Origin of the sequence: Streptomyces chartreusis, assembly GCF_008704715.1 — a bacterium.
In the GTDB taxonomy this organism is placed as follows: domain Bacteria; phylum Actinomycetota; class Actinomycetes; order Streptomycetales; family Streptomycetaceae; genus Streptomyces; species Streptomyces chartreusis.
The window spans coordinates 7064742-7084441 of the sequence record NZ_CP023689.1; the positions used below are offsets into that span (position 1 = coordinate 7064742).

Annotated in this window: 14 protein-coding genes and 1 pseudogene; 8 read left to right on the plus strand and 7 right to left on the minus strand. The window is 68.0% G+C overall.

The genetic code is table 11. The features are described from left to right. Positions 1-186: 186 nt before the first annotated feature. Positions 187-621, minus strand: a complete 435-nt coding sequence (locus CP983_RS31095) for an Rrf2 family transcriptional regulator (protein ID WP_150503269.1) — start codon at positions 619-621, stop codon at positions 187-189. Between the two features lie 175 nt (positions 622-796). Here CP983_RS31095 and CP983_RS31100 point away from each other — a divergent pair, with 175 nt between their 5' ends. From CP983_RS31100 to CP983_RS31110, 3 genes are all read left to right on the plus strand, one after another. Next, positions 797-1477, plus strand: coding sequence for a DUF3105 domain-containing protein (locus CP983_RS31100; protein WP_150503271.1), 681 nt, complete (start codon positions 797-799; stop codon positions 1475-1477). Continuing rightward, positions 1474-2100: a DUF305 domain-containing protein gene (locus CP983_RS31105; protein ID WP_150503273.1), complete on the plus strand. Its 627-nt coding sequence runs from the start codon at positions 1474-1476 to the stop codon at positions 2098-2100. The genes CP983_RS31100 and CP983_RS31105 overlap by 4 nt, the downstream gene beginning before the upstream one ends. A 155-nt stretch (positions 2101-2255) precedes the next feature. After that, complete coding sequence (locus CP983_RS31110; RefSeq protein ID WP_150503275.1) at positions 2256-4196, plus strand: S53 family peptidase; 1941 nt, start codon at positions 2256-2258, stop codon at positions 4194-4196. 1007 nt (positions 4197-5203) lie between these two features. On the opposite strand, the gene CP983_RS31115 is transcribed toward CP983_RS31110, so the two are convergent. From CP983_RS31115 to CP983_RS31130, 4 genes and pseudogenes are all read right to left on the minus strand, one after another. Further along, complete coding sequence (locus CP983_RS31115; RefSeq protein WP_229914754.1) at positions 5204-6958, minus strand: GmrSD restriction endonuclease domain-containing protein; 1755 nt, start codon at positions 6956-6958, stop codon at positions 5204-5206. 240 nt (positions 6959-7198) lie between these two features. Further along, positions 7199-7736: pseudogene (locus CP983_RS45325) on the minus strand (phage integrase central domain-containing protein); the annotation flags it as partial. A gap of 57 nt (positions 7737-7793) precedes the next feature. Next, complete coding sequence (locus tag CP983_RS31125; protein ID WP_150503277.1) at positions 7794-8237, minus strand: VOC family protein; 444 nt, start codon at positions 8235-8237, stop codon at positions 7794-7796. Then, positions 8237-8761, minus strand: a complete 525-nt coding sequence (locus tag CP983_RS31130) for a pyridoxamine 5'-phosphate oxidase family protein (RefSeq protein ID WP_107906938.1) — start codon at positions 8759-8761, stop codon at positions 8237-8239. Before CP983_RS31130 ends, CP983_RS31125 begins: the two co-directional genes overlap by 1 nt. A 159-nt stretch (positions 8762-8920) precedes the next feature. Here CP983_RS31130 and CP983_RS31135 point away from each other — a divergent pair, with 159 nt between their 5' ends. Continuing rightward, positions 8921-11920 (plus strand): bifunctional [glutamine synthetase] adenylyltransferase/[glutamine synthetase]-adenylyl-L-tyrosine phosphorylase, encoded by a 3000-nt coding sequence (locus tag CP983_RS31135; protein WP_150503279.1) that lies wholly within the window; start codon positions 8921-8923, stop codon positions 11918-11920. 59 nt (positions 11921-11979) lie between these two features. On the opposite strand, the gene CP983_RS31140 is transcribed toward CP983_RS31135, so the two are convergent. Then, positions 11980-12945: a phosphatase PAP2 family protein gene (locus CP983_RS31140; protein WP_150503281.1), complete on the minus strand. Its 966-nt coding sequence runs from the start codon at positions 12943-12945 to the stop codon at positions 11980-11982. A gap of 142 nt (positions 12946-13087) precedes the next feature. Then, entirely contained in the window at positions 13088-14122 is a 1035-nt protein-coding gene (locus CP983_RS31145; protein ID WP_268256209.1) for a LacI family DNA-binding transcriptional regulator, read from the minus strand. 380 nt (positions 14123-14502) lie between these two features. Here CP983_RS31145 and CP983_RS31150 point away from each other — a divergent pair, with 380 nt between their 5' ends. The 4 genes from CP983_RS31150 (at position 14503) to CP983_RS31165 (ending at position 19681) form a co-directional block, all read left to right on the plus strand. Next, positions 14503-15774 (plus strand): extracellular solute-binding protein, encoded by a 1272-nt coding sequence (locus CP983_RS31150; protein WP_107906941.1) that lies wholly within the window; start codon positions 14503-14505, stop codon positions 15772-15774. A 107-nt stretch (positions 15775-15881) separates the two neighbouring features. Then, positions 15882-16886, plus strand: a complete 1005-nt coding sequence (locus CP983_RS31155) for a carbohydrate ABC transporter permease (protein ID WP_125526398.1) — start codon at positions 15882-15884, stop codon at positions 16884-16886. Between the two features lie 13 nt (positions 16887-16899). Next, positions 16900-17805, plus strand: coding sequence for a sugar ABC transporter permease (locus tag CP983_RS31160; protein WP_107906943.1), 906 nt, complete (start codon positions 16900-16902; stop codon positions 17803-17805). Positions 17806-18004: 199 nt separating this feature from the next. Further along, the gene (locus CP983_RS31165) at positions 18005-19681 is read left to right on the plus strand and encodes a glycoside hydrolase family 13 protein (RefSeq protein ID WP_150506994.1); all 1677 of its coding nucleotides are present in this window, start codon (positions 18005-18007) and stop codon (positions 19679-19681) included. The last annotated feature ends 19 nt before the right edge of the window (positions 19682-19700 follow it).

Consider the following 19700-nt stretch of genomic DNA (forward strand, 5'->3'; position numbering starts at 1 on the left):
GGCCGCCGCACCGAGGCCAGGGCACGCGGCCGGGAGGCCCCACCTCCCGACCTCTGGCTGGCCCAGGCGGCCTGAAGCCGCACCGGGCACCGGGCGGGCCGCCGCACCGACGCCAGGGCGGCGCAGCAGCTGGGAGGGCCGTACCGACGCCAGGGCGGCGCAGCGGCTGGGAGGACCCCACCGGGGCTAGGGCGCGCGGCCGATCTGGAGCAGCAGCGGCCCCGTCGGGTCCGCGCTCACGTCGGCCACCGTCAGCGGGTCCAGCGAGGCGAAGAACGCTTCCTGGGCCCGTCGCAGGGCGCCCCGCAGCCGGCACGCGGAGTTGAGCGGGCAGGGGTGGTCACCCTCGCACTCGACGACGTCGCCCTCCCCCTCGAAGGCGCGCACGATCGCGCCGACCGAGGCCGTACGGCCCTTGTCGCTGACCGAGAGCCCGCCGCCGCGGCCCCGGCGGGCGTCGACGAGGCCCATGTGCTGGAGCTCGGCGACGACCTTCGCGGCATGCGTGTACGGCACCTCCATGTCCGCCGCGACCTCACGGGTCGTCGGCGTGGCGTCCCCGAGGACGGCGAGCCGCATCAGGAGGCGCAGTGCCAGATCGGTCGAGCGCAACAGCCGCATGCAGGGAAGCGTAGATAATGCGCATCCACGGTTCAAAATATGGCCGCCGGGCCGCCGCCGCAGGACCGGCTCGAACCGTTCCGGCCTTTCCCGTCACCTCTCTACGAGAGGTCACTCCTTCCCCATTACGATCAGCGGACCCGACCGTCCCTTTCCCCCCGAAGGACATGACCTCATGGGCTCCGCCAAGAACCAGAGCAACGCGGCGCGCAAGGCGCGTATAGAGGATATGCGGCGCGCCGAGCGTGCCCGTGAGCGGCGCAACCGGATCCTGACGATAGTGGCCAGCAGCGTGGTGGTCGCGGGCCTCGTCGTCGGCGGTGTCTTCGTCGTGCAGTCCCAGGCCGACAAGGCCGAGGCCAACGACGCCAAGGACAAGGACGACAAGGTCAAGACCGCAGGCAAGCTCGTCGCGGACAAGGACGGCCTGAAGACCTGGAAGGGGACGCTGGGCCGCACCCACGTCACCGAGCCCGTGAAGTACCCGGTGGAGCCCCCGGTCGGCGGCGACCACGACCGGGTCTGGATGAACTGCAACGGCGACGTCTACACCAAGGCCGTCAACAACATGAACGCGGTGCACTCTCTGGAGCACGGCGCCGTATGGGTGACGTACAACTCCAAGGCGCCCAAGGCCGACGTCGAGGCGCTGGCGGCGAAGGTGAAGCAGACGCCCTACACGCTGATGAGCCCGGACGACGGCCAGCAGGACCCGATCGTGCTGAGCGCGTGGGGCGTGCAGCGCACGGTGACCGGCGCGAAGGACCCGAACGTCGGCAAGTTCTTCGAGACCTACGTCCAGGGCAAGCAGACGCCCGAGCCGGGCGCGGCGTGCACGGGCGGTATGTCGGAGTGAAGCGGCACGTCGGCTGGATCGCGGGGGCCGCGGCGGCAGTGCTCGTCGCGGTCGGCGCGCTCACCTACGCCGTCGCCGAGGACGGCGGCGGCAGCGGCGGTACGCCGGCCGCGGACTCGGCGGACGCCGGGTTCGCCCGGGACATGGCGGTGCACCACCAGCAGGCCGTGGAGATGTCGTACATCGTGCGCGACCGCACGGACGACAAGGACGTGCGGCTGCTGGCGTACGACATCGCGCAGACGCAGGCCAACCAGCGCGGGATGCTGCTGGGCTGGCTGGATCTGTGGGAGCTGCCGAAGGTGTCGTCGAAGCCGCCGATGACCTGGATGGGCATGGGCGGCATGCCCTCCGCCGGGGACGGCTCCCTGATGCCGGGCATGGCGACGAACGCGGAGATGAAGAAGCTCCAGGGCCTGAGCGGCAGGCAGGCGGAGGTCTTCTACCTCCAGCTGATGACGGAGCATCACAAGGGCGGCATCCACATGGCCGAGGGCTGTGTCGACAAGTGCACGGTCGGCGTGGAGAAGCGGCTCGCGCAGGGCATGGTGGACGGTCAGCAGTCGGAGATCGAGCTGATGGCGGACATGCTGAAGGAGCGGGACGCCAAGCCTCGCTCCTAGCTTCCGTGAAGCCTCGCTCCCAGCTGCCGAAATGGCCTTGTCATTGCGTTAGTTGGGACCTTCTTGAGCCGCGCATTCCCCCTGCGTGAACGGTTCGTCGCTTAAGTGGCCACCGTCGGGTGATCCACTCGCACACGAATCGCACAGGGGGTTCCATGAGATCTCGACGTGCCGCGCTGCGCACCTCGGTGAGTCTGGCGGCGACACTGCCTCTCCTCACCGGCGCGCTGGCCATCGGCATACCGGCGGCGCACGCCGCCGACGCCCCGGGCCGCGACCGGCTCGCCGGCACCAAGCCCGCCTGGGCCACGGCCCGGGCGGACAAGGGCGCGACCTCGGACAGCGCGCGGGTCTCCGCGCGCGTCTACCTCGCGGGCCGCGACGCGGCCGGCCTCACCGCGTACGCGAAGGCCGTGTCGGACCCGCACTCGGCGTCCTACGGCAAGTATCTGAGCGCCGACCGGGCGCAGGCCCGCTTCGGCGCGACGAAGGCCCAAGTGGCCGCCGTCAAGGGCTGGTTGAGGGCCGCGGGGCTGAAGGTCACCGGCGTCACGCAGCACTATGTCGCCGTCAGCGGCGATGTGGCAGCTGCGGAGAAGGCGTTCGGCACACAGCTGCACGACTACGCCAAGGGCGCCCGGACCTACCGCGCCCCGGCGACGACGGCCTCGGTGCCGGATGCGGTGAAGGACGCGGTCCTGACCGTCACCGGCCTGGACAACGCGCCGCACCTGGCGAGCCACCGGGACCAGCTCCCGCCGCCGGAGACGGTGTTCCGCAACGCCGGGCCGTTCTCGACGTACCACGGCTCGAACGTGGCGAAGACGCTGCCGGACGCGTACGGCACGAAAATCCCGTACGCCGTGAAGGGTTACACCGGCAAGCAGCTGCGTGCCGCGTACGGCGCGGGCAAGCGCACCGGCAAGGGCGTGCGGATCGCCATCACCGACGCGTACGCCTCCCCGACCATCGCCTTCGACGCGGCCACCTACGCCAAGCGCAACGGTGACGCGGCCTGGAGCACCGGTCAGCTGCGGCAGGTCCTGCCCGCCAAGTACACGCGGACCAAGGAGTGCTCGGCGGCCGGCTGGTACGGCGAGGAGACCCTGGACGTCGAGTCCGCGCACGCGGTCGCGCCGGGCGCACAGATCACGTACGTGGGCGCGGCCTCCTGCTACGACGAGGACCTGCTCGACTCACTGAGCAAGATCGTCGACAACCATCTCGCCGACATCGTCTCCAACTCCTGGGGCGAGACCGAGGACGCGCAGACCCCGGACCTGGCGGCCGCGTACGACCAGGTCTTCCAGTTCGGCGCGGTGGAGGGCATCGGCTTCTACTACTCCTCCGGCGACGACGGCGACGAGGTCGCGGCCAGCGGCACCAAGCAGACGGACATCCCGGCGAGTTCGGCCTGGGTGACGGCGGTCGGCGGTACCTCGCTCGCGGTCGGCAAGGGCGAGAAGTACCTGTGGGAAACCGGCTGGGGCACGCAGAAGGCGACCCTCTCGGCCGACGGCAAGAGCTGGACCGGCTTCCCGGGCGCGTTCACCTCGGGCGCGGGCGGCGGCACCAGCAGGACGGTCGCCGAGCCCTACTACCAGCAGGGCGTCGTCCCGCCCGCGCTGGCGAAGGCCAACAGCGCCGACGGCAACCGGGTGGTGCCGGACATCGCGGCGATCGCCGACCCGAACACCGGGTTCCTGGTGGGCCAGACGCAGACCCTGCCGGACGGGCGGACGCAGGCCTACGACGAGTACCGCCTCGGCGGCACCTCACTGGCCGCGCCGGTCGTCGCGGCCGTGCAGGCCCTCGCACAGGAGGCGGCCGGCAAGCCGCTCGGCTTCGCCAACCCCGCGATCTACGCGCGGTACGGCTCGAAGGCGTACCACGACGTCACGGACAACCCGACGGGCTCCGGACTCGCGGTGGCCCGCGTCGACTTCGTCAACGGCTATGACGCGACGGGCGGTCTGAGCACGTCCGTCCGCAGCCTCGGCAAGGACAGTTCGCTGAGCGCCGTGAAGGGCTACGACGACGTGACGGGCGTGGGCACGCCCGCGGGCGGCTATGTGGAGTCGTACAAGCGCCGCTGATCACCGGCACGCTGGCAGGTCCCCCAGGGGTGGCGCGGCGCGCGGGCCGTGCCACCCCTGGGCGTTAATCGAGCGATCGAAGGTGGCGCCGGTCGCCGTGACGGACAGATTCCACAGCCGTGCGGTGCCGTCGGGGCGATGCCCCAGGCGCGGATGCCGTCGTCGTCCATGGACTCTTCGGGAGCCGAGATCCGCGTGAAGTCCTCCGGGGAGGGGTCCGCCGCGGCCATCGAGGAAGGGCGAGGTGGCCGCCGAGAGGCAGGCGGCGGCGCCTCGGGAGGTCGCCTTGAAGCCGGCGCCGATCACGGTGTCGTGCTCGGCTATCCAGTCGCGTTCGATCGGCTCTTGTAGTCGTTCAAACGGCTGGCCCTAGGCCAGCATGTACGCCACTGCCATTCGTCGATCGTGGCCGTCTCTGGGCCGCCGAAGGGTGCCTACAGCGACCAACAGCGACTAATGACGGCTGCCCGACTGTGCGCCAGCGCTGCGCCGATGTCTATCGCGTGGTCCCAGACCGACGTCACTTCCTGCGCAACAAGCGACAGGAATGGGGGAGTACCGCAGCGAGGTCACAGCCTCGAACTGCGGAAGAACCTGCCGGTTCTGTAGGCGCAGGTCAGAGTTGGCTTTCTCTCGACATGACGAGTGGGGTTGACGATGGCTGACGTCAACCCCACTACGTTTTGAGGTCTCGGGGCGTCCATGGGCCGTCGGAGCGGTCGTTGACGCGCTGAGCCGCCCGTCAGGCATGCCCCGCAGTGGTGAACTTTCGCTGCATCGATCAAGGCGGCTCGCTTCGCTCACCGCGCGGCACGGCCCCTGTCCGGGCCTGCTCCTGTCTCCGCCTCGCTCCAGCCCGGACCTACGCCTGTGCCGCGCACTCAGGTCCACAGACTGCCCGACGCCGGAAGCTTACGGGGCCATGATCACTCGCGCCAAAGCAACGCCACCCCAAAGCCGCTACACCGACTTTGGTATTTCGGTTACACGCGGACGTGTACTCATTTTTATGCGAACTGCCGACCAAGGGCTACTACTTGCTTAACGTCGTCAATTCGCTCCGTCGAAGATCCGCGGCGAACAAAGACGGCGTCATTACAGTAAGACAGGTCGCTCTGGCCGGGAATGAGTATCCGAATCACAGAGAGCCCCTTGTACTCGATAGTGTCAACATTAGATAGTAGTTGGGGACTGAGAGGTTCACTCAGGCCCGCCTGTGAAATCCGTGCCACAAAGCGTTGAACGTAATTGTCCAGCGAGATCTTTTTATTCCGCGCTTCCCTGTCGACGCCAACTACATGATGCGGACCAACCGCGATCGGCTCGATTCTATCGACCGATTTAATTCGTGCGGCATCGCTCTCCTTGTCGGCGACACCCAAATAAAGGTAGCCGTCTACGCGTGGCTTAACATTGGCGATACCGCAGATCGTTTCAGCTAGACGGCCAATAATGGCGTCATCCCATTGACGTCGATCATCGAGACGCAAAAGGCCTTGCTTGAACTCGTAGCGGCTCGTTTCAATACGAGACCGGCGCAACGAATTCTCGAAATCAAGTGCCAGTCCGGGGCCATGCCCAAATACGGGTGGAACCTTCGCCACAAAATACCGCTGAATCAAACCTGTAACGGCATCAATGTTTGATACTCGATCTTCCGTCGAGATGTAGTGGCGACCCGTCTTTAGTCGTTGCCCAACATTACGCAAGGCGGCGATAATCGCAGCGTAGTCATCAGGGGACTTCTGCTGTTTAACGATCAGTTCAAAAAATGCCATGAATATGGCGTAAAATGGGGTTCGAATCGGGTTTGACCCTCCTGGCCTTACGAGATTCCGCAGGCCGTTGGGGGGTGTCAGTTCGCTATCGATAACCTCCGACAAGACGGAGAAGGTCGTTTGGATCTCTGACTCAAGCCGCTTAATCCCGTAGGCTGCGAGAGTGCGATCTAGGCGACGGTACTTTTCATTGCTGGTGTCGTACAATTCATCGAATGCCTCTTTGCTCGCGGCGAATGGTTCACCAAATAGGATGGAAGCGGCAATGTCCGCGACCATCTGTTCGTCGTCTCCCTCTCGGAGCTGCTTAACGTTCAGGATGCCGTGGCGGATCCACAAAGTGTCTTCAGCTTTAACTCCGTACTGCTGGCGCTCTCTGGCCGAGTCAATCGAGATGCTCGGCATATCATGGAGGAGGAGGACATCTTCAGAAACATCTCCGCGGAGGGAGCTGGCAAGAGACCGCACGGTCTCTGAAAAAGGGTTAAGCATGCCGGCTTGACGCTTCTCTTGAACGCTGAGCTGACGACCGTTGGAGTTAATTCGGCTAAAAACTTCAGTAATCTGCTGCTCGGTGTGCGTGGGGAAGATCGTCACGGCGAGCTGGTAGTCCAAGATGTTCGCACACTTCTCAGCTGGCAGTATTGTCAGTGCATCCACCGGGGAGAAGGCTCCCGCGTTTGCCGCCTGGCGGGCGCGCGCACTCTGATTTAGGTCGAAATACATCCCCTCATAGTCGAAGCTCTGCTCAATAAAGGAGAAGATTGCATCGAGACGTTGCATTCCATCGATGATTTCGTACTTACCGGCGCCGTGAATCTCAGGGCGTTCGGCAAGCAAAATAAGGGGAATCGGATAGCCGTCGAGTATGCTACGAATGAGGAGTTGCTTCTCGGCCACTGCCCATACCAGCTTTCGCTGATAGCGGCGGTTCACGAGGAGAGAGTCATCCCGAAACAGCCTGTAGGCTTCCTGAACGCTCATTCCGCGCGGAGTAATAGAAACGTGCACTTCCGTCGACAAGTTATCCTCCGCCTCAGTTCGTGTCCCGATCGGTCGCAGTGTGACACATCGTCCTGATCCGCGCCCGAACTTTGCGGCTGCCGCGCTGAGGAGCTGACCGGCAGGTCTATCAGACTTGCCGGTATGGGAGGCAGCGTCATCACACAGCTCTACCGGAACCGAGATCACCCCGGCATGAGGCGGCTTCGGCCAGGCTGACGGCCATGGCACAACGCGGCCGTTGCCTGCAGCAGGAGGCCGCAGGGATCGCGCGTGGCAAGCGTTCTTGGGCAGATGGCCATCGGCCACGGCTGCGTTGAGAATCGTCGGAACGTTGTTGTAGATCACGCGCCGATAGGTCGACACTTGTACGGCCCGCTCCAATTTGCTGAGCCAATCTCGGATGTGCTCCGGCTTGAAGGAGCCCAGCGGGCGCGAGCCTAGGTAAGGGATCGCATGGCCACGGACCGTGGAATCGACTGACTCCCGTGTGGTCACGTCGGTGACCCGCGTACTCAACCACTTCTCGGCGTACTGCCGGAACGTCACCCGGCTGGCAGCGGGATCGATGTACTGACCGGGGGACATGTCGGCCTCAATGTGAGCAAGCCACTGGGCGGCCAGTCGCTTCTGTCCGTCAGGGAATGACTTGTCTCTTCTCGGTGCCGTCTGGCCCGACGTACTGGGCGCGGTACCGCATGCCCGTGCCGTAGCGATCAGTGCGTATCCGGTGAGGCTTCCCGTTGGTGTCGGTTTCCATCTTAGGGTGCGGGGCTGGGGTCCGGGTGACGCCGGCCCCGCGTCCTTCCCGTGGGTGTTATCCGTTCGCCTGCTTCGACAAAACCTCGTGCAGCGGCTCAGTGGCGCGGCGGCGGTACTCCTGGATGGACCAGCCGTTGCCGTCCGGGTCGGTGAAGTACATGAAGGTGGCGCCGTCGTCAGGGGTGTACTGGACCGGCTCGGAGATTTCGAGGCCGCGTTCCGTCAGTTCGGCGTGGGCCGCCTTGATGTCGGCCACGCAGAGCTGGAGGCCCTGGTAGGAGCCCGGCTCCGGTACGGTCTCGCCCTTGGTCATGTCCCAGATGCTGTCGCCGAGAGCGATCGAACAGCCGGAACCCGGTGGGGTCAGCTGGACGATCCGCATGCCCGGCATGACCTCCTGGTCGATGTCGACGTGGAAGCCGACCTTGTCCCGGTAGAAGTCGCGGGCCCGGTCGATGTCGCTCACGGGCAGCGGGATCACTTCGAGGGTGAAGTCCATCAGTGGTCCTCCCTGGTGAATCGCCAGCGGGTCTGGCTGAACGGCTCACCCTTACCGAAGCCGAAAACCGTACGTGGCGCCACCGAAAAGACGTAAGCGTGCCCCGATCCGTGGCGGAATGCTCCGTTCCCCACCTCGAAGTGCCAGAAGGGTCCGTATTTCGTCTCCCACGCCACCGCCAGCTCGTGCAGCCGGGCGTCGTCGGTGACCCTTTCGGCCACGCCCTCCACCACCAGGTCGTAGCCCTCGTTCCAGAGGTTCGTGCCGGTCGTCAGCACCAGATTCGGGTTCTCGTCGAGGTTGCGCGCCTTGCGTTCCTCAGGGCCCGTGCAGAAGTGCAGCGCGCCCCGCGACCACACCGCCGGCAGCGGGGTCACATGCGGACGCCCGTCCGGCCGTACCGTCGAGATCCAGAACAGCTCGGCCTCGGACAGCCGCTTCTCCGCCTCGGACCAGGGGGTCGCGGTGGCCTTCTCGTCGCTGTAGCGCGCGTCCAGTCGGGTCTGTGGTTGGTTGTCGCTCATCGGCCGCCCTCCAGTTGGTTCGCCGGACCTCTCCCTCACCAGAGAAGACCACCCTGAGCGCCGGAACTCATCGGCGCCACTTCCAGGGTCTGCGGCTAGGCTCGATCGCGTACGACCTTGATCGGGTGCGTACGACCCCGATCGGACGGGAGGGCGAGCATGACGGCGCCGGGGCGCAGGAGCAGTACCTTCACGCGGCTGCTGCGGCACGGATTCACCCACCCCTCGGCAGCCGAGCGGCTCCTGGAGAGCCCCGAGCTCGCGCCGATCCGCAACGATCCGGTGCTGCTGGAGGCCCTCGGCGCCACCGCCGACCCCGACCTCACCCTGGACGGCCTCGTCAAGCTCGTCGAGGCGCAGCCCGACCCCACCGCACAGCGGGAGCTGCTCGACACGGTGATAGCGGCCAAGCCGCTGCGCGACCGGCTGCTCGGGGTGCTCGGCGCCTCCGCCGCGCTCGCCGACCATCTAGCCCGCCACCCCGGCGACTGGCAGGCGCTGGCCATGTACGAGCCGCGGGACCTGCACCCCGAGGTCGAGGAGTTCGAGCAGGGCCTCGCCGGCGCCACCGACCCGGTGTCGCTGCGCGTCGCCTACCGGCGCTGCCTGCTGTCCATCGCCGCACGCGACGTGTGCGGCACCACCGACCTCGCCCAGACCGCCGCCGAGCTCGCCGACCTCGCCACCGCCACCCTGCGCGCCGCCCTCGCCATCGCCTGCGCCGCCGCTCCCGAGGACGCCTCGCAGTGCCGGCTCGCGGTCATCGCGATGGGCAAGTGCGGCGGCCACGAGCTCAATTACGTCTCCGACGTCGACGTCATCTTCGTGGGCGAGGTCGCCGACGGTGCCGACGAGGCCAAGGCCCTGCGCTCGGCCACCAAGCTCGCCTCGCACATGATGCGGATCTGCTCCGAGACCACCGTCGAGGGCTCCATCTGGCCCGTGGACGCCAATCTGCGCCCCGAGGGCAGGAACGGCCCGCTGGTGCGCACGCTCAGCAGCCACCTCGCCTACTACCGGCGCTGGGCCAAGACCTGGGAGTTCCAGGCGCTGCTCAAGGCCCGCCCGGTGGCCGGCGACATCGACCTCGGCGAGGAGTACATCGCCGCCCTGGAGCCGATGGTCTGGAAGGCCGCCGAACGGGACAACTTCGTCGCCGACGTGCAGAAGATGCGACGCCGCGTCGTCGAGACCATCCCCGTCTCCGAGGTCGACCGGCAGCTCAAGCTCGGCCCCGGCGGGCTGCGGGACGTCGAATTCGCCGTGCAGCTCCTGCAGTTGGTGCACGGCCGCGACGACGCCTCGCTGCGCAGCGGCACCACCCTGGACGCCTTGCAGGCCCTCGCCGCGGGCGGCTACGTCGGGCGTGCGGACGCCGCGCAGCTCGACACCGCCTACCGCTTCCTGCGCTCCATGGAACACCGCATCCAGCTCTACCGGCTGCGGCGCACCCACCTGGTGCCCGAGGACGAGGCCGACCTGCGGCGCATCGGGCGCTCGCTGGGGCTGCGCGTCGACCCGGTCGCCGAGCTGAACCGCGAGTGGCGACGGCACTCGAGTGTCGTACGGCGGCTGCACGAGAAGCTCTTCTACCGGCCGCTGCTCGACGCCGTGGCCCAACTCGCCCCCGGTGAAGCCAGGTTGAGTGCCGGGGCGGCACGCGAGCGGCTGATCGCGCTCGGGTACGCCGACCCGGCCGCTGCCCTGCGGCACCTGGAGGCGCTGGCCTCCGGCGTCACCCGCAAGGCGGCGATCCAACGCACCCTGCTGCCCGTCCTGTTGGGCTGGTTCGCCGACTCGGCCGACCCCGACGCGGGGCTGCTGAACTTCCGCAAGGTGTCGGACGCGCTCGGCAAGACCCCTTGGTATCTGCGGCTGTTGCGGGACGAGGGCGCCGCCGCCGAGAACCTCGCCCGGGTGCTGTCGGCCGGCCGCCTCGCCCCCGACCTGCTGATGCGGGCACCGGAGGCGGTCGCGCTGCTCGGCGACGGCGACGGCGGCACCGGTCTCGAACCCCGCTCGCGCGCCCACCTGGAGCAGGAGATCCTCGCCGCGGTCGGCCGCGCCGACGGCGGCGTCCAGGCCGTCACCGCGGCGCGCGGCGTACGGCGCCGTGAGCTGTTCCGCACGGCCGCCGCCGACATCGTCGACTCCTACGGCACCGAGACGAAGCCCGCCGAGGCCGATCAGGGCGCGCTCGTGGACCGGGTCGGGGGCGCCGTGTCCGACCTGACCGCGGCGACGCTGTCGGGCACCCTGCGGGCGGTCGTCCGGGAAGGGTGGGGGGACACCCTGCCGACCCGGTTCGCGATCATCGGTATGGGACGGTTCGGCGGGCACGAGCTGGGCTACGGCAGTGACGCCGACGTCCTGTTCGTGCACGAGCCGCGGGACGGGGTCGACGAGCACGAGGCCGCCGCGGCCGCCAACCGCGTCGTCAGCGAGATGCGGCGACTGCTCCAGGTCCCCAGCGCGGATCCGCCGCTGCTGATCGACGCCGATCTGCGGCCGGAGGGCAAGTCGGGGCCGCTGGTGCGCACGCTGAACTCGTACGCGGCCTACTACCGGCGATGGTCGCTGGTGTGGGAGTCGCAGGCGCTGCTGCGGGCCGAGCCGGTCGCGGGCGACGCGGAGCTCGCGGGGCGGTTCATCGAGCTGATCGATCCGCTGCGCTATCCCGCGGAGGGGCTCGGCGACGACGCCGTACGTGAGATCCGGCGGCTGAAGGCCCGTATGGAGTCCGAGCGGCTGCCGCGCGGCTCCGACCCCAAGCTGCACTCCAAGCTCGGGCCGGGCGGGCTGTCCGACGTGGAGTGGACCGTGCAGCTGCTCCAGCTCCAGCACGGGTGGGCCGAGCCGGGGCTGCGGACGACACGGACCCGGGAGGCGCTCGCCGCCGCCTGTGCGGCCGGGCTCATTCCGGCCGAGGAGGCGGCGATCCTGGACGAGGCGTGGGTGCTGGCCACGCGGGTGCGCAACGCCGTGATGCTGGTGCGGGGGCGGGCCGGGGACACGTTTCCTTCGGATGCCCGGGAGCTGGCGGCCGTGGGGCGGTATCTGGGGTACGAGCCGGGGCATGTGGGGGACATGCTCGATGCGTATCGGCGTACGGCTCGGCGGGCCCGGGGTGTGGTGGAGGAGCTGTTCTACGGGGGGTGACGCGCCGCTCGTGGTTGCGTTTCGATGCCTGCGGCGGCCTGTGGGGGTGCGTCGGGCGCCTACGGTTTTGTCGTGGTGCGGGGCCGTGCCGGGGGGTGTCCGTCCTCGGTCGGGCGGTTGCTGTCGGGCATGGGGTGCTGTTCCTTGACGCCCGCCGCTGCGGGCGGACACCCCCCGGCACGGCCCCTCTTCGCCGTTCGCGGGTCTGCGACCGTCCTGGGCAGGGAGTACGGCAGCGCTCCGTACCAGAGGCGTGCCACCGTGTAGCCGAAGGCCAGGCAGATGAGGCCGCCCACCGCGTCCAGCCAGAAGTGGTTGGCCGTCGCCACGATCACGACGAGGGTGGCCGTGGGGTAGAGCAGGCCCAGGATCCGGACCCAGGGGGTCCTCGCCAGGGCGAAGATCGTCAGGCCGCTCCAGACCGACCAGCCGATGTGCATCGACGGCATCGCGGCGTACTGGTTCGACATGTTCTTCAGGTCGCCGGAGGCCATGGAGCCCCAGGTGTCGTGGACCAGGACCGTGTCGATGAAGGTGGTGTTGGTCATCAGCCGTGGGGGAGCGAGCGGGTACAGGTAGTAACCGATCAGGGCCACGCCCGTGGTCGCGAAGAGGACCAGGCGGGTCGCCGCGTAGCGGCCGGGATGGCTGCGGTAGAGCCAGACCAGGACGGCGAGGGTGATGATGAAGTGCAGCGTCGCGTAGTAGTAGTTCATGCCGACGATGAGCCAAGTCACGCCGTTGACGGTGTGGTTGATCGACTCCTCGACGGCGAGGCCCAGGTGGTGTTCCAGCTTCCAGAGCCAGTCCGCGTTGCGGAGGGCCTCCGCTTTCTGCTCCGGGACCGCGTTGCGGATCAGTGAGTACGTCCAGTAACTCACCGCGATCAGCAGGATCTCGAACCAGAGCCGAGGGCGGCGGGGAGTGCGCAGCCGGCGCAGGAGTCCCCGCCCCGTCTCGTCCGCGACGGGGGGCAGAACGGCCGCTTCACGGCCCTCCAATGTCGTCACGGTCGTGTCACCCATAGGCACAGAGTCTGCCAGAAAAGACTTCCCCGACCGATCATCCCGCGGTTGGGTTCAGGACGCACGTTCTACGGCCCGCGGACCGGTCCGCTCTCCTACCAACGCAGGGGTGGGCGCGGTGATTCTCCGTCCTGCGGACGACTTACGGACGAACCCTGTCACCAGGTGCCGAAGCGGTCGAACCGCGCACCACCAGCTCCGGCATGAACACGAACTCGCTGTGCGGCGCGGGAGTCCCGCCGATCTCCTCCAGCAACGTGCGTACCGCGGCCTGGCCCATCGCCGGGACCGGCTTGCGGACCGTCGTCAGCGGCGGGTCGGTGAAGGCGATCAGGGGGGAGTCGTCGAAGCCCACGACCGAGATGTCCGTGGGGACCTCCAGGCCGTGCCTGCGGGCGGCTCGTATGGCACCCAGCGCCATCATGTCGCTGGCGCAGACCACCGCGGTGCAGCCGCGCTCGATGAGCGCCGTGGCCGCCGCCTGGCCGCCCTCCAGGGTGTAGAGGGAGTGCTGGATCAGCTCGGTCTCGATGACGTCCGCGGGAAGGTTCAGCTGGTCGTGCACCGCGCGGACGAAGCCCTCGATCTTGCGCTGGACCGGGACGAAGCGCTTGGGGCCCAGTGCCAGGCCGATGCGGGTGTGGCCCAGGGAGGCGAGGTGCGTCACCGCCAGGGTCATCGCCGCGCGGTCGTCGGGGGAGATGAACGGCGCCTGGACCTTGGGGGAGAAGCCGTCCACCAGTACGAAGGGAACGCCCTGGGCGCGCAGCCGCTCGTAGCGCTGCATGTCGGCGGTGGTGTCGGCGTGCAGTCCTGAGACGTAGATGATGCCTGCGACCCCGCGGTCCACGAGCATCTCGGTGAGCTCGTCCTCCGTGGAGCCGCCGGGGGTCTGGGTGGCCAGCACCGGCGTGTAGCCCTGCCTGGTCAGCGCCTGGCCGATGACCTGGGCGAGGGCGGGGAATATCGGGTTCTCGAGCTCCGGGGTGATCAGGCCCACCAGGCCCTCGCTGCGCTGGCGCAGCCTCACCGGGCGCTCATAGCCGAGTACGTCGAGTGCGGCCAGCACGGACTGGCGGGTGGTGGCGGCGACGCCCGGCTTCCCATTGAGGACGCGGCTGACGGTCGCTTCGCTCACCCCCGCCTGCGCAGCGATGTCCGCAAGCCGTGTGGTCACGGCACTGGACTGTACCGGCCGTATGTCGCCTTGCACACCAATCGGACGCCGTGGGCGACCTGTTGACCGGCCGCGCCCGGGCTGCTGCGTCATCGCGCTCCCTCGTGAAAGTGATGGCAAGAGCTTGCAGAGTCTTGCACAAGCGGTCCGTGTGCCGCTCCACCGCTGTAAAGAAGCGTCTCACGGCGGTCGCACAGCGGTCACGCCCCGGTAACTTCCGTGTTCTCTTGCACTTTTTTTCTGCAAGGTCTTTCGCAAGTCTTTCAGCGCTGTTACGTTCACGTCGCCCGGCGGCTCCATCGGCGCAGTCGGCAAGACAGCAGGGCTCGGCAGACGGGGCCGCCCTGCATCACACGGGCTTTCACCCTCAAGGAGAACTCATGCGGCGTGGCATAGCGGCCACCGCGCTGGTGGCGTCCCTCGCCCTGGCGGCGACGGCCTGCGGCGGCGGGGACGACAGTGGCAGCGACTCGAGCGGGCCGGTGACCATCACGTGGTGGGACACCTCCAACGCCACCAATGAGGCGCCAACGTACCAGGCCTTGGTCAAGGAGTTCGAGGCCGCCAACAAGGACATCAAGGTCAAGTACGTCAACGTCCCCTTCGACCAGGCGCAGAACAAGTTCGACACCGCCGCCGGTTCCAAGGGCGCCCCGGACATCCTCCGCTCCGAGGTCGGCTGGACCCCCGCCTTCGCCAAGAAGAGCTACTTCCTGCCGCTGGACGGCACGGAGGCCCTCGCCGACCAGGCCAAGTTCCAGCCCAACCTGATCGAGCAGGCCAAGTACGAGGACAAGGTCTACGGCGTTCCGTTCACCACGGACACCCTCGCCTTCGTCTACAACAAGGACCTGTTCAAGAAGGCCGGCGTCGAGGCCCCCAAGACCTGGGACGACCTGAAGAAGGCCGCCGCCAAGATCAAGGACAAGACCGGCGTCGACGGCTACTGGGGCTCCACCCAGGCCTACTACGCCCAGACGTTCCTCTACGGCGAGGGCACCGACACCGTCGACGCCGACGCCAAGAAGATCACGGTCAACGGCGCCGAGGCCAAGAAGGGCTACGGCACCTGGCTGAGCCTCTTCGACGGCAAGGGCCTGCACAAGGCCGACACCACCGCCGACGCCTACGCCCACATCCAGGAGGCGTTCGTCAACGGCAAGGTCGCCTCGATCATGCAGGGCCCGTGGGAGATCACCAACTTCTACAAGGGCTCCGCGTTCAAGGACAAGGCCAACCTCGGCATCGCCACCGTCCCGGCCGGCTCCGCCGGCAAGGCGGGCGCCCCGACCGGCGGCCACAACCTCTCCGTCTACGCCGGCTCCGACGAGGCGCACCAGAAGGCCGCGCTGAAGTTCGTGAACTTCATGACCTCGGCGAAGGCGCAGGAGACCATCGCGCTGAAGAACAACACGCTGCCCACGCGTGACGACGCCTACACCACCGAGGTCAAGGCCGACCCGGGCATCGCCGGCTACCAGGGCGTCCTCGCCGCCGCCCAGCCGCGCCCGGCGCTGCCCGAGTACAGCTCCCTGTGGGGCCCGCTGGACACCGAGCTGCTGAAGATCGCTGGTGGCAAGGAGTCCCTGGACAAGGGCCTGGGCACCGCCGAGACCTCCATCGCCAAGCTGGTCCCGGACTTCACCAAGTGATACCGGGTGGCCGCCGGATCCTCCTGATCATGGGGGGAAGGATCCGGCGGCCACCGGCTGTGCGCCGTACACCCTGATCCGTCGATCCTCATGAAGGTTGTCGAACCATGACAGTCGCCATCGACCGCGCGACCGGGAAACCCCGAGGCGAGCGCGGGCCACGCCGCGGGCTCAGCCAGCGCCTGAAGCACGGCTACCAGAAGCACTGGTACGCCTACGCGATGATCGCTCCGGTGGTGATCGTCCTCGGCGTCCTCGTGCTCTACCCGCTGGTGTACGGCCTGTACCTCACGCTCACCGACGCCAACAGCCTCAACAGCGCCCGCACCATCGGCGTGAACCACATCGACGCCACGTACAAGTTCATCGGCCTCGACAACTACGCCGACATCCTGTGGGGCGACACGGCGTACGACCGCTTCTGGTCGCACTTCATCTGGACGGTCTTCTGGACGGCGGCCTGCGTCACCCTCCACTACACGATCGGCCTGGGCCTGGCCCTGCTGCTCAACCAGAAGCTGCGCGGGCGCACCCTGTACCGGCTGATCCTGATCCTGCCGTGGGCCGTGCCGACCTTCGTCACCGTCTTCGGGTGGCGGTTCATGCTCGCCGACGGCGGCATCATCAACTCGTTCCTGGAGACACTGCACCTGCCGACGCCGCTGTGGCTCGAGGACACGTTCTGGCAGCGGTTCGCCGCGATCATGGTCAACACCTGGTGCGGTGTGCCGTTCATGATGCTCTCGCTGCTCGGCGGGCTCCAGTCCATCGACTCCTCGCTGTACGAGGCCGCCGAGATGGACGGTGCCAGCAGGTGGCAGCAGTTCCGGTACGTCACCCTGCCGGGCCTCAGGTCCGTCAGCTCCACCGTCGTACTGCTCGGCATCATCTGGACCTTCAACCAGTTCGCCATCATCTTCCTGCTGTTCGGCGACACCGCCCCGGACGCGCAGATCCTGGTCACCTGGGCCTACTACCTCGGCTTCGGACAGCAGCCGCGCGACTTCGCGCAGTCCGCCGCCTACGGCATGCTGCTGCTGGCCATCCTGATCGTCTTCACCTCCTTCTACCGCCGCTGGCTGAACCGCAATGAGCAGCAGCTCGCGATCTGAGGCAGGAGTCCCCATGACTACGACCACTGTTGAGAACCCGGTGAACGAGAAGGACTCCGCCAAGCCGGCTGCCCCGCGCCAGGTGCGCCGCGGCGAGAACAGCCGCAGGACGTCCGTGGTCTCGCACGGCATCCTGATCGTGGCGAGCCTGATCGCGCTCTTCCCGGTGGCCTGGCTGGTCTTCCTGTCGCTCGGCCCGGACAAGGACGACTACCTGCACCCCGGCGGCATCTGGAAGAAGATGACGCTGGACAACTACACGTTCGTCCTTCAGGAGACGAAGTTCTTCGACTGGCTGACGAGCACGATGATCGTCACGCTGGGCACCACGCTGATCGGCGTAGTGATCTCCGCGACCACCGGCTACGCGGTCTCCCGGATGCGCTTCCCGGGCTACAAGAAGTTCATGTGGGTGCTGCTCGTGACCCAGATGTTCCCGGTGGCCGTGCTGATGGTGCCGATGTACCAGATCCTGTCCGAGGTCCAGCTCATCGACAACTACCTCGGTCTGATCCTGGTCTACTGCTCGACGACCGTGCCGTACTGCGCCTGGCTGATGAAGGGCTACTTCGACACGATCCCGTTCGAGATCGACGAGGCGGGACGCGTCGACGGACTGAGCCCCTTCGGCACGTTCGCGCGGCTGATCCTGCCGCTCGCCAAGCCGGGCCTCGCGGTCGCCGCGTTCTACAGCTTCCTCACGGCCTTCGGCGAGGTCGCGTTCGCGTCGACGTTCATGCTCTCCGACACGAAGTACACCTTCGCGGTGGGTCTGCAGACCTTCGTCAGCGAGCACGACGCGCAGCGCAACCTCATGGCCGCGACCGCGGTGCTGATCGCCATACCCGTGTCCGCGTTCTTCTACTTCGTGCAGAAGAACCTCGTCACCGGACTCACCGCGGGTGGGACGAAGGGCTGACGCGCCGCTGTGGCTGGTCGCGCCCACGCGGCGGTAGCCGCATCTCGATGCAGCCCCGCGCCCCTGAAGGGGCGCTTCGCCCCTGAAGCTCGAGGCGGCCGCCGTGTCCATCCGACCCCGCTGTCACTGCGGCCGCCTCGTCATCCCCGCCGTATGCACACCTGACCCCATGACCTTCCCCCACCGCACCAAGGACGCCATGAGCCAGCAGCACTCCGCCATCGCCCCGGCCCCGAACCCCGCCAAAGCCAAGCGCAGCGACTGGTGGCGGGACGCGGTGATCTACCAGGTCTATCCGCGCAGCTTCGCCGACAGCAACGGCGACGGCATGGGCGACCTGGAAGGCGTACGCTCCCGACTCCCGTACCTGCGCGACCTCGGTGTCGACGCCGTGTGGCTGAGCCCCTTCTACGCCTCGCCGCAGGCCGACGCCGGCTACGACGTCGCCGACTACCGGGCCGTCGACCCGATGTTCGGCAATCTGCTCGACGCGGACGCGCTGATCCGTGACGCCCGGGCGCTGAGCCTCAGGATCATCGTCGACCTGGTCCCCAACCACTCCTCCGACCAGCACGAGTGGTTCAAGCGTGCCGTCGCCGAGGGGCCGGGCTCCCCGCTGCGCGACCGCTACCACTTCCGTCCCGGCAAGGGCACGGACGGCGAACTGCCGCCCAACGACTGGGAGTCCATCTTCGGCGGCCCGGCCTGGACGCGGGTCACCGAGCCCGACGGCACCCCCGGCGAGTGGTACCTCCACCTCTTCGCCCCCGAGCAGCCCGACTTCAACTGGGAGCACCCGGCGGTCGGCGACGAGTTCCGCTCGATCCTGCGCTTCTGGCTCGACATGGGCGTCGACGGCTTCCGTATCGACGTCGCCCACGGCCTGGTGAAGGCGGAGGGGCTGCCCGACCTCGGATCCCACGATCAGCTCAAGCTGCTGGGCAACGATGTCATGCCGTTCTTCGACCAGGACGGTGTGCACGAGATCTACCGCCAGTGGCGCACGATCCTCGACGAGTACGCCGGTGAGCGCATCTTCGTCGCCGAGGCGTGGACCCCGACCGTCGAGCGCACCGCCAACTACGTCCGCCCGGACGAGCTGCACCAGGCCTTCAACTTCCAGTACCTGTCGACGGCCTGGGACGCGGAGGAGCTGCGCGAGGTCGTCGACCGCACCCTGGAGGTCATGCGCCCCGTCGGCGCCCCCGCCACCTGGGTGCTGTCCAACCACGACGTCACCCGGCACGCCACCCGCTTCGCCAACCCGCCCGGTCTCGGCACCCAGATCCGCACCGCCGGCGACCGCGCGCTGGGCCTGCGCCGTGCCCGCGCCGCCTCCCTGCTGATGCTGGCCCTGCCCGGTTCGGCGTACATCTACCAGGGCGAGGAGCTGGGCCTGCCGGACGTCGTCGACCTGCCGGACGAGGTCCGTCAGGACCCGGCGTACTTCCGCGGCGCCGGCCAGGACGGCTTCCGCGACGGCTGCCGGGTGCCGATCCCGTGGACGCGCACGGGATCGTCGTACGGCTTCGGCGACGGTGGCAGCTGGCTGCCGCAGCCGGCGGGCTGGGGCGAGCTGAGCGTCGAGGCGCAGACCGGTGACGCCGACTCCACCCTGGAGCTGTACCGCTCCGCGCTCGCCGTCCGCCGCGCGCAGCCGGACCTCGGCGCCGGCGAGTCGGTGGAGTGGCTGCGCGCGCCCGAGGGCGTCCTTGCGTTCCGCCGCGGCGAGTTCGTGTGCGTGGCGAACACCACCGGCGAGTCCGTGACCCTCCCGTCCCACGGCCGGGTGCTGCTGAGCAGCGGCGAGATCACCGAGGCCGACGGCGAGACGAAGGTCCCGTCGGACACCACCGTGTGGTGGACGACGGCCTGACGGTCCACTCCTGTGGCCC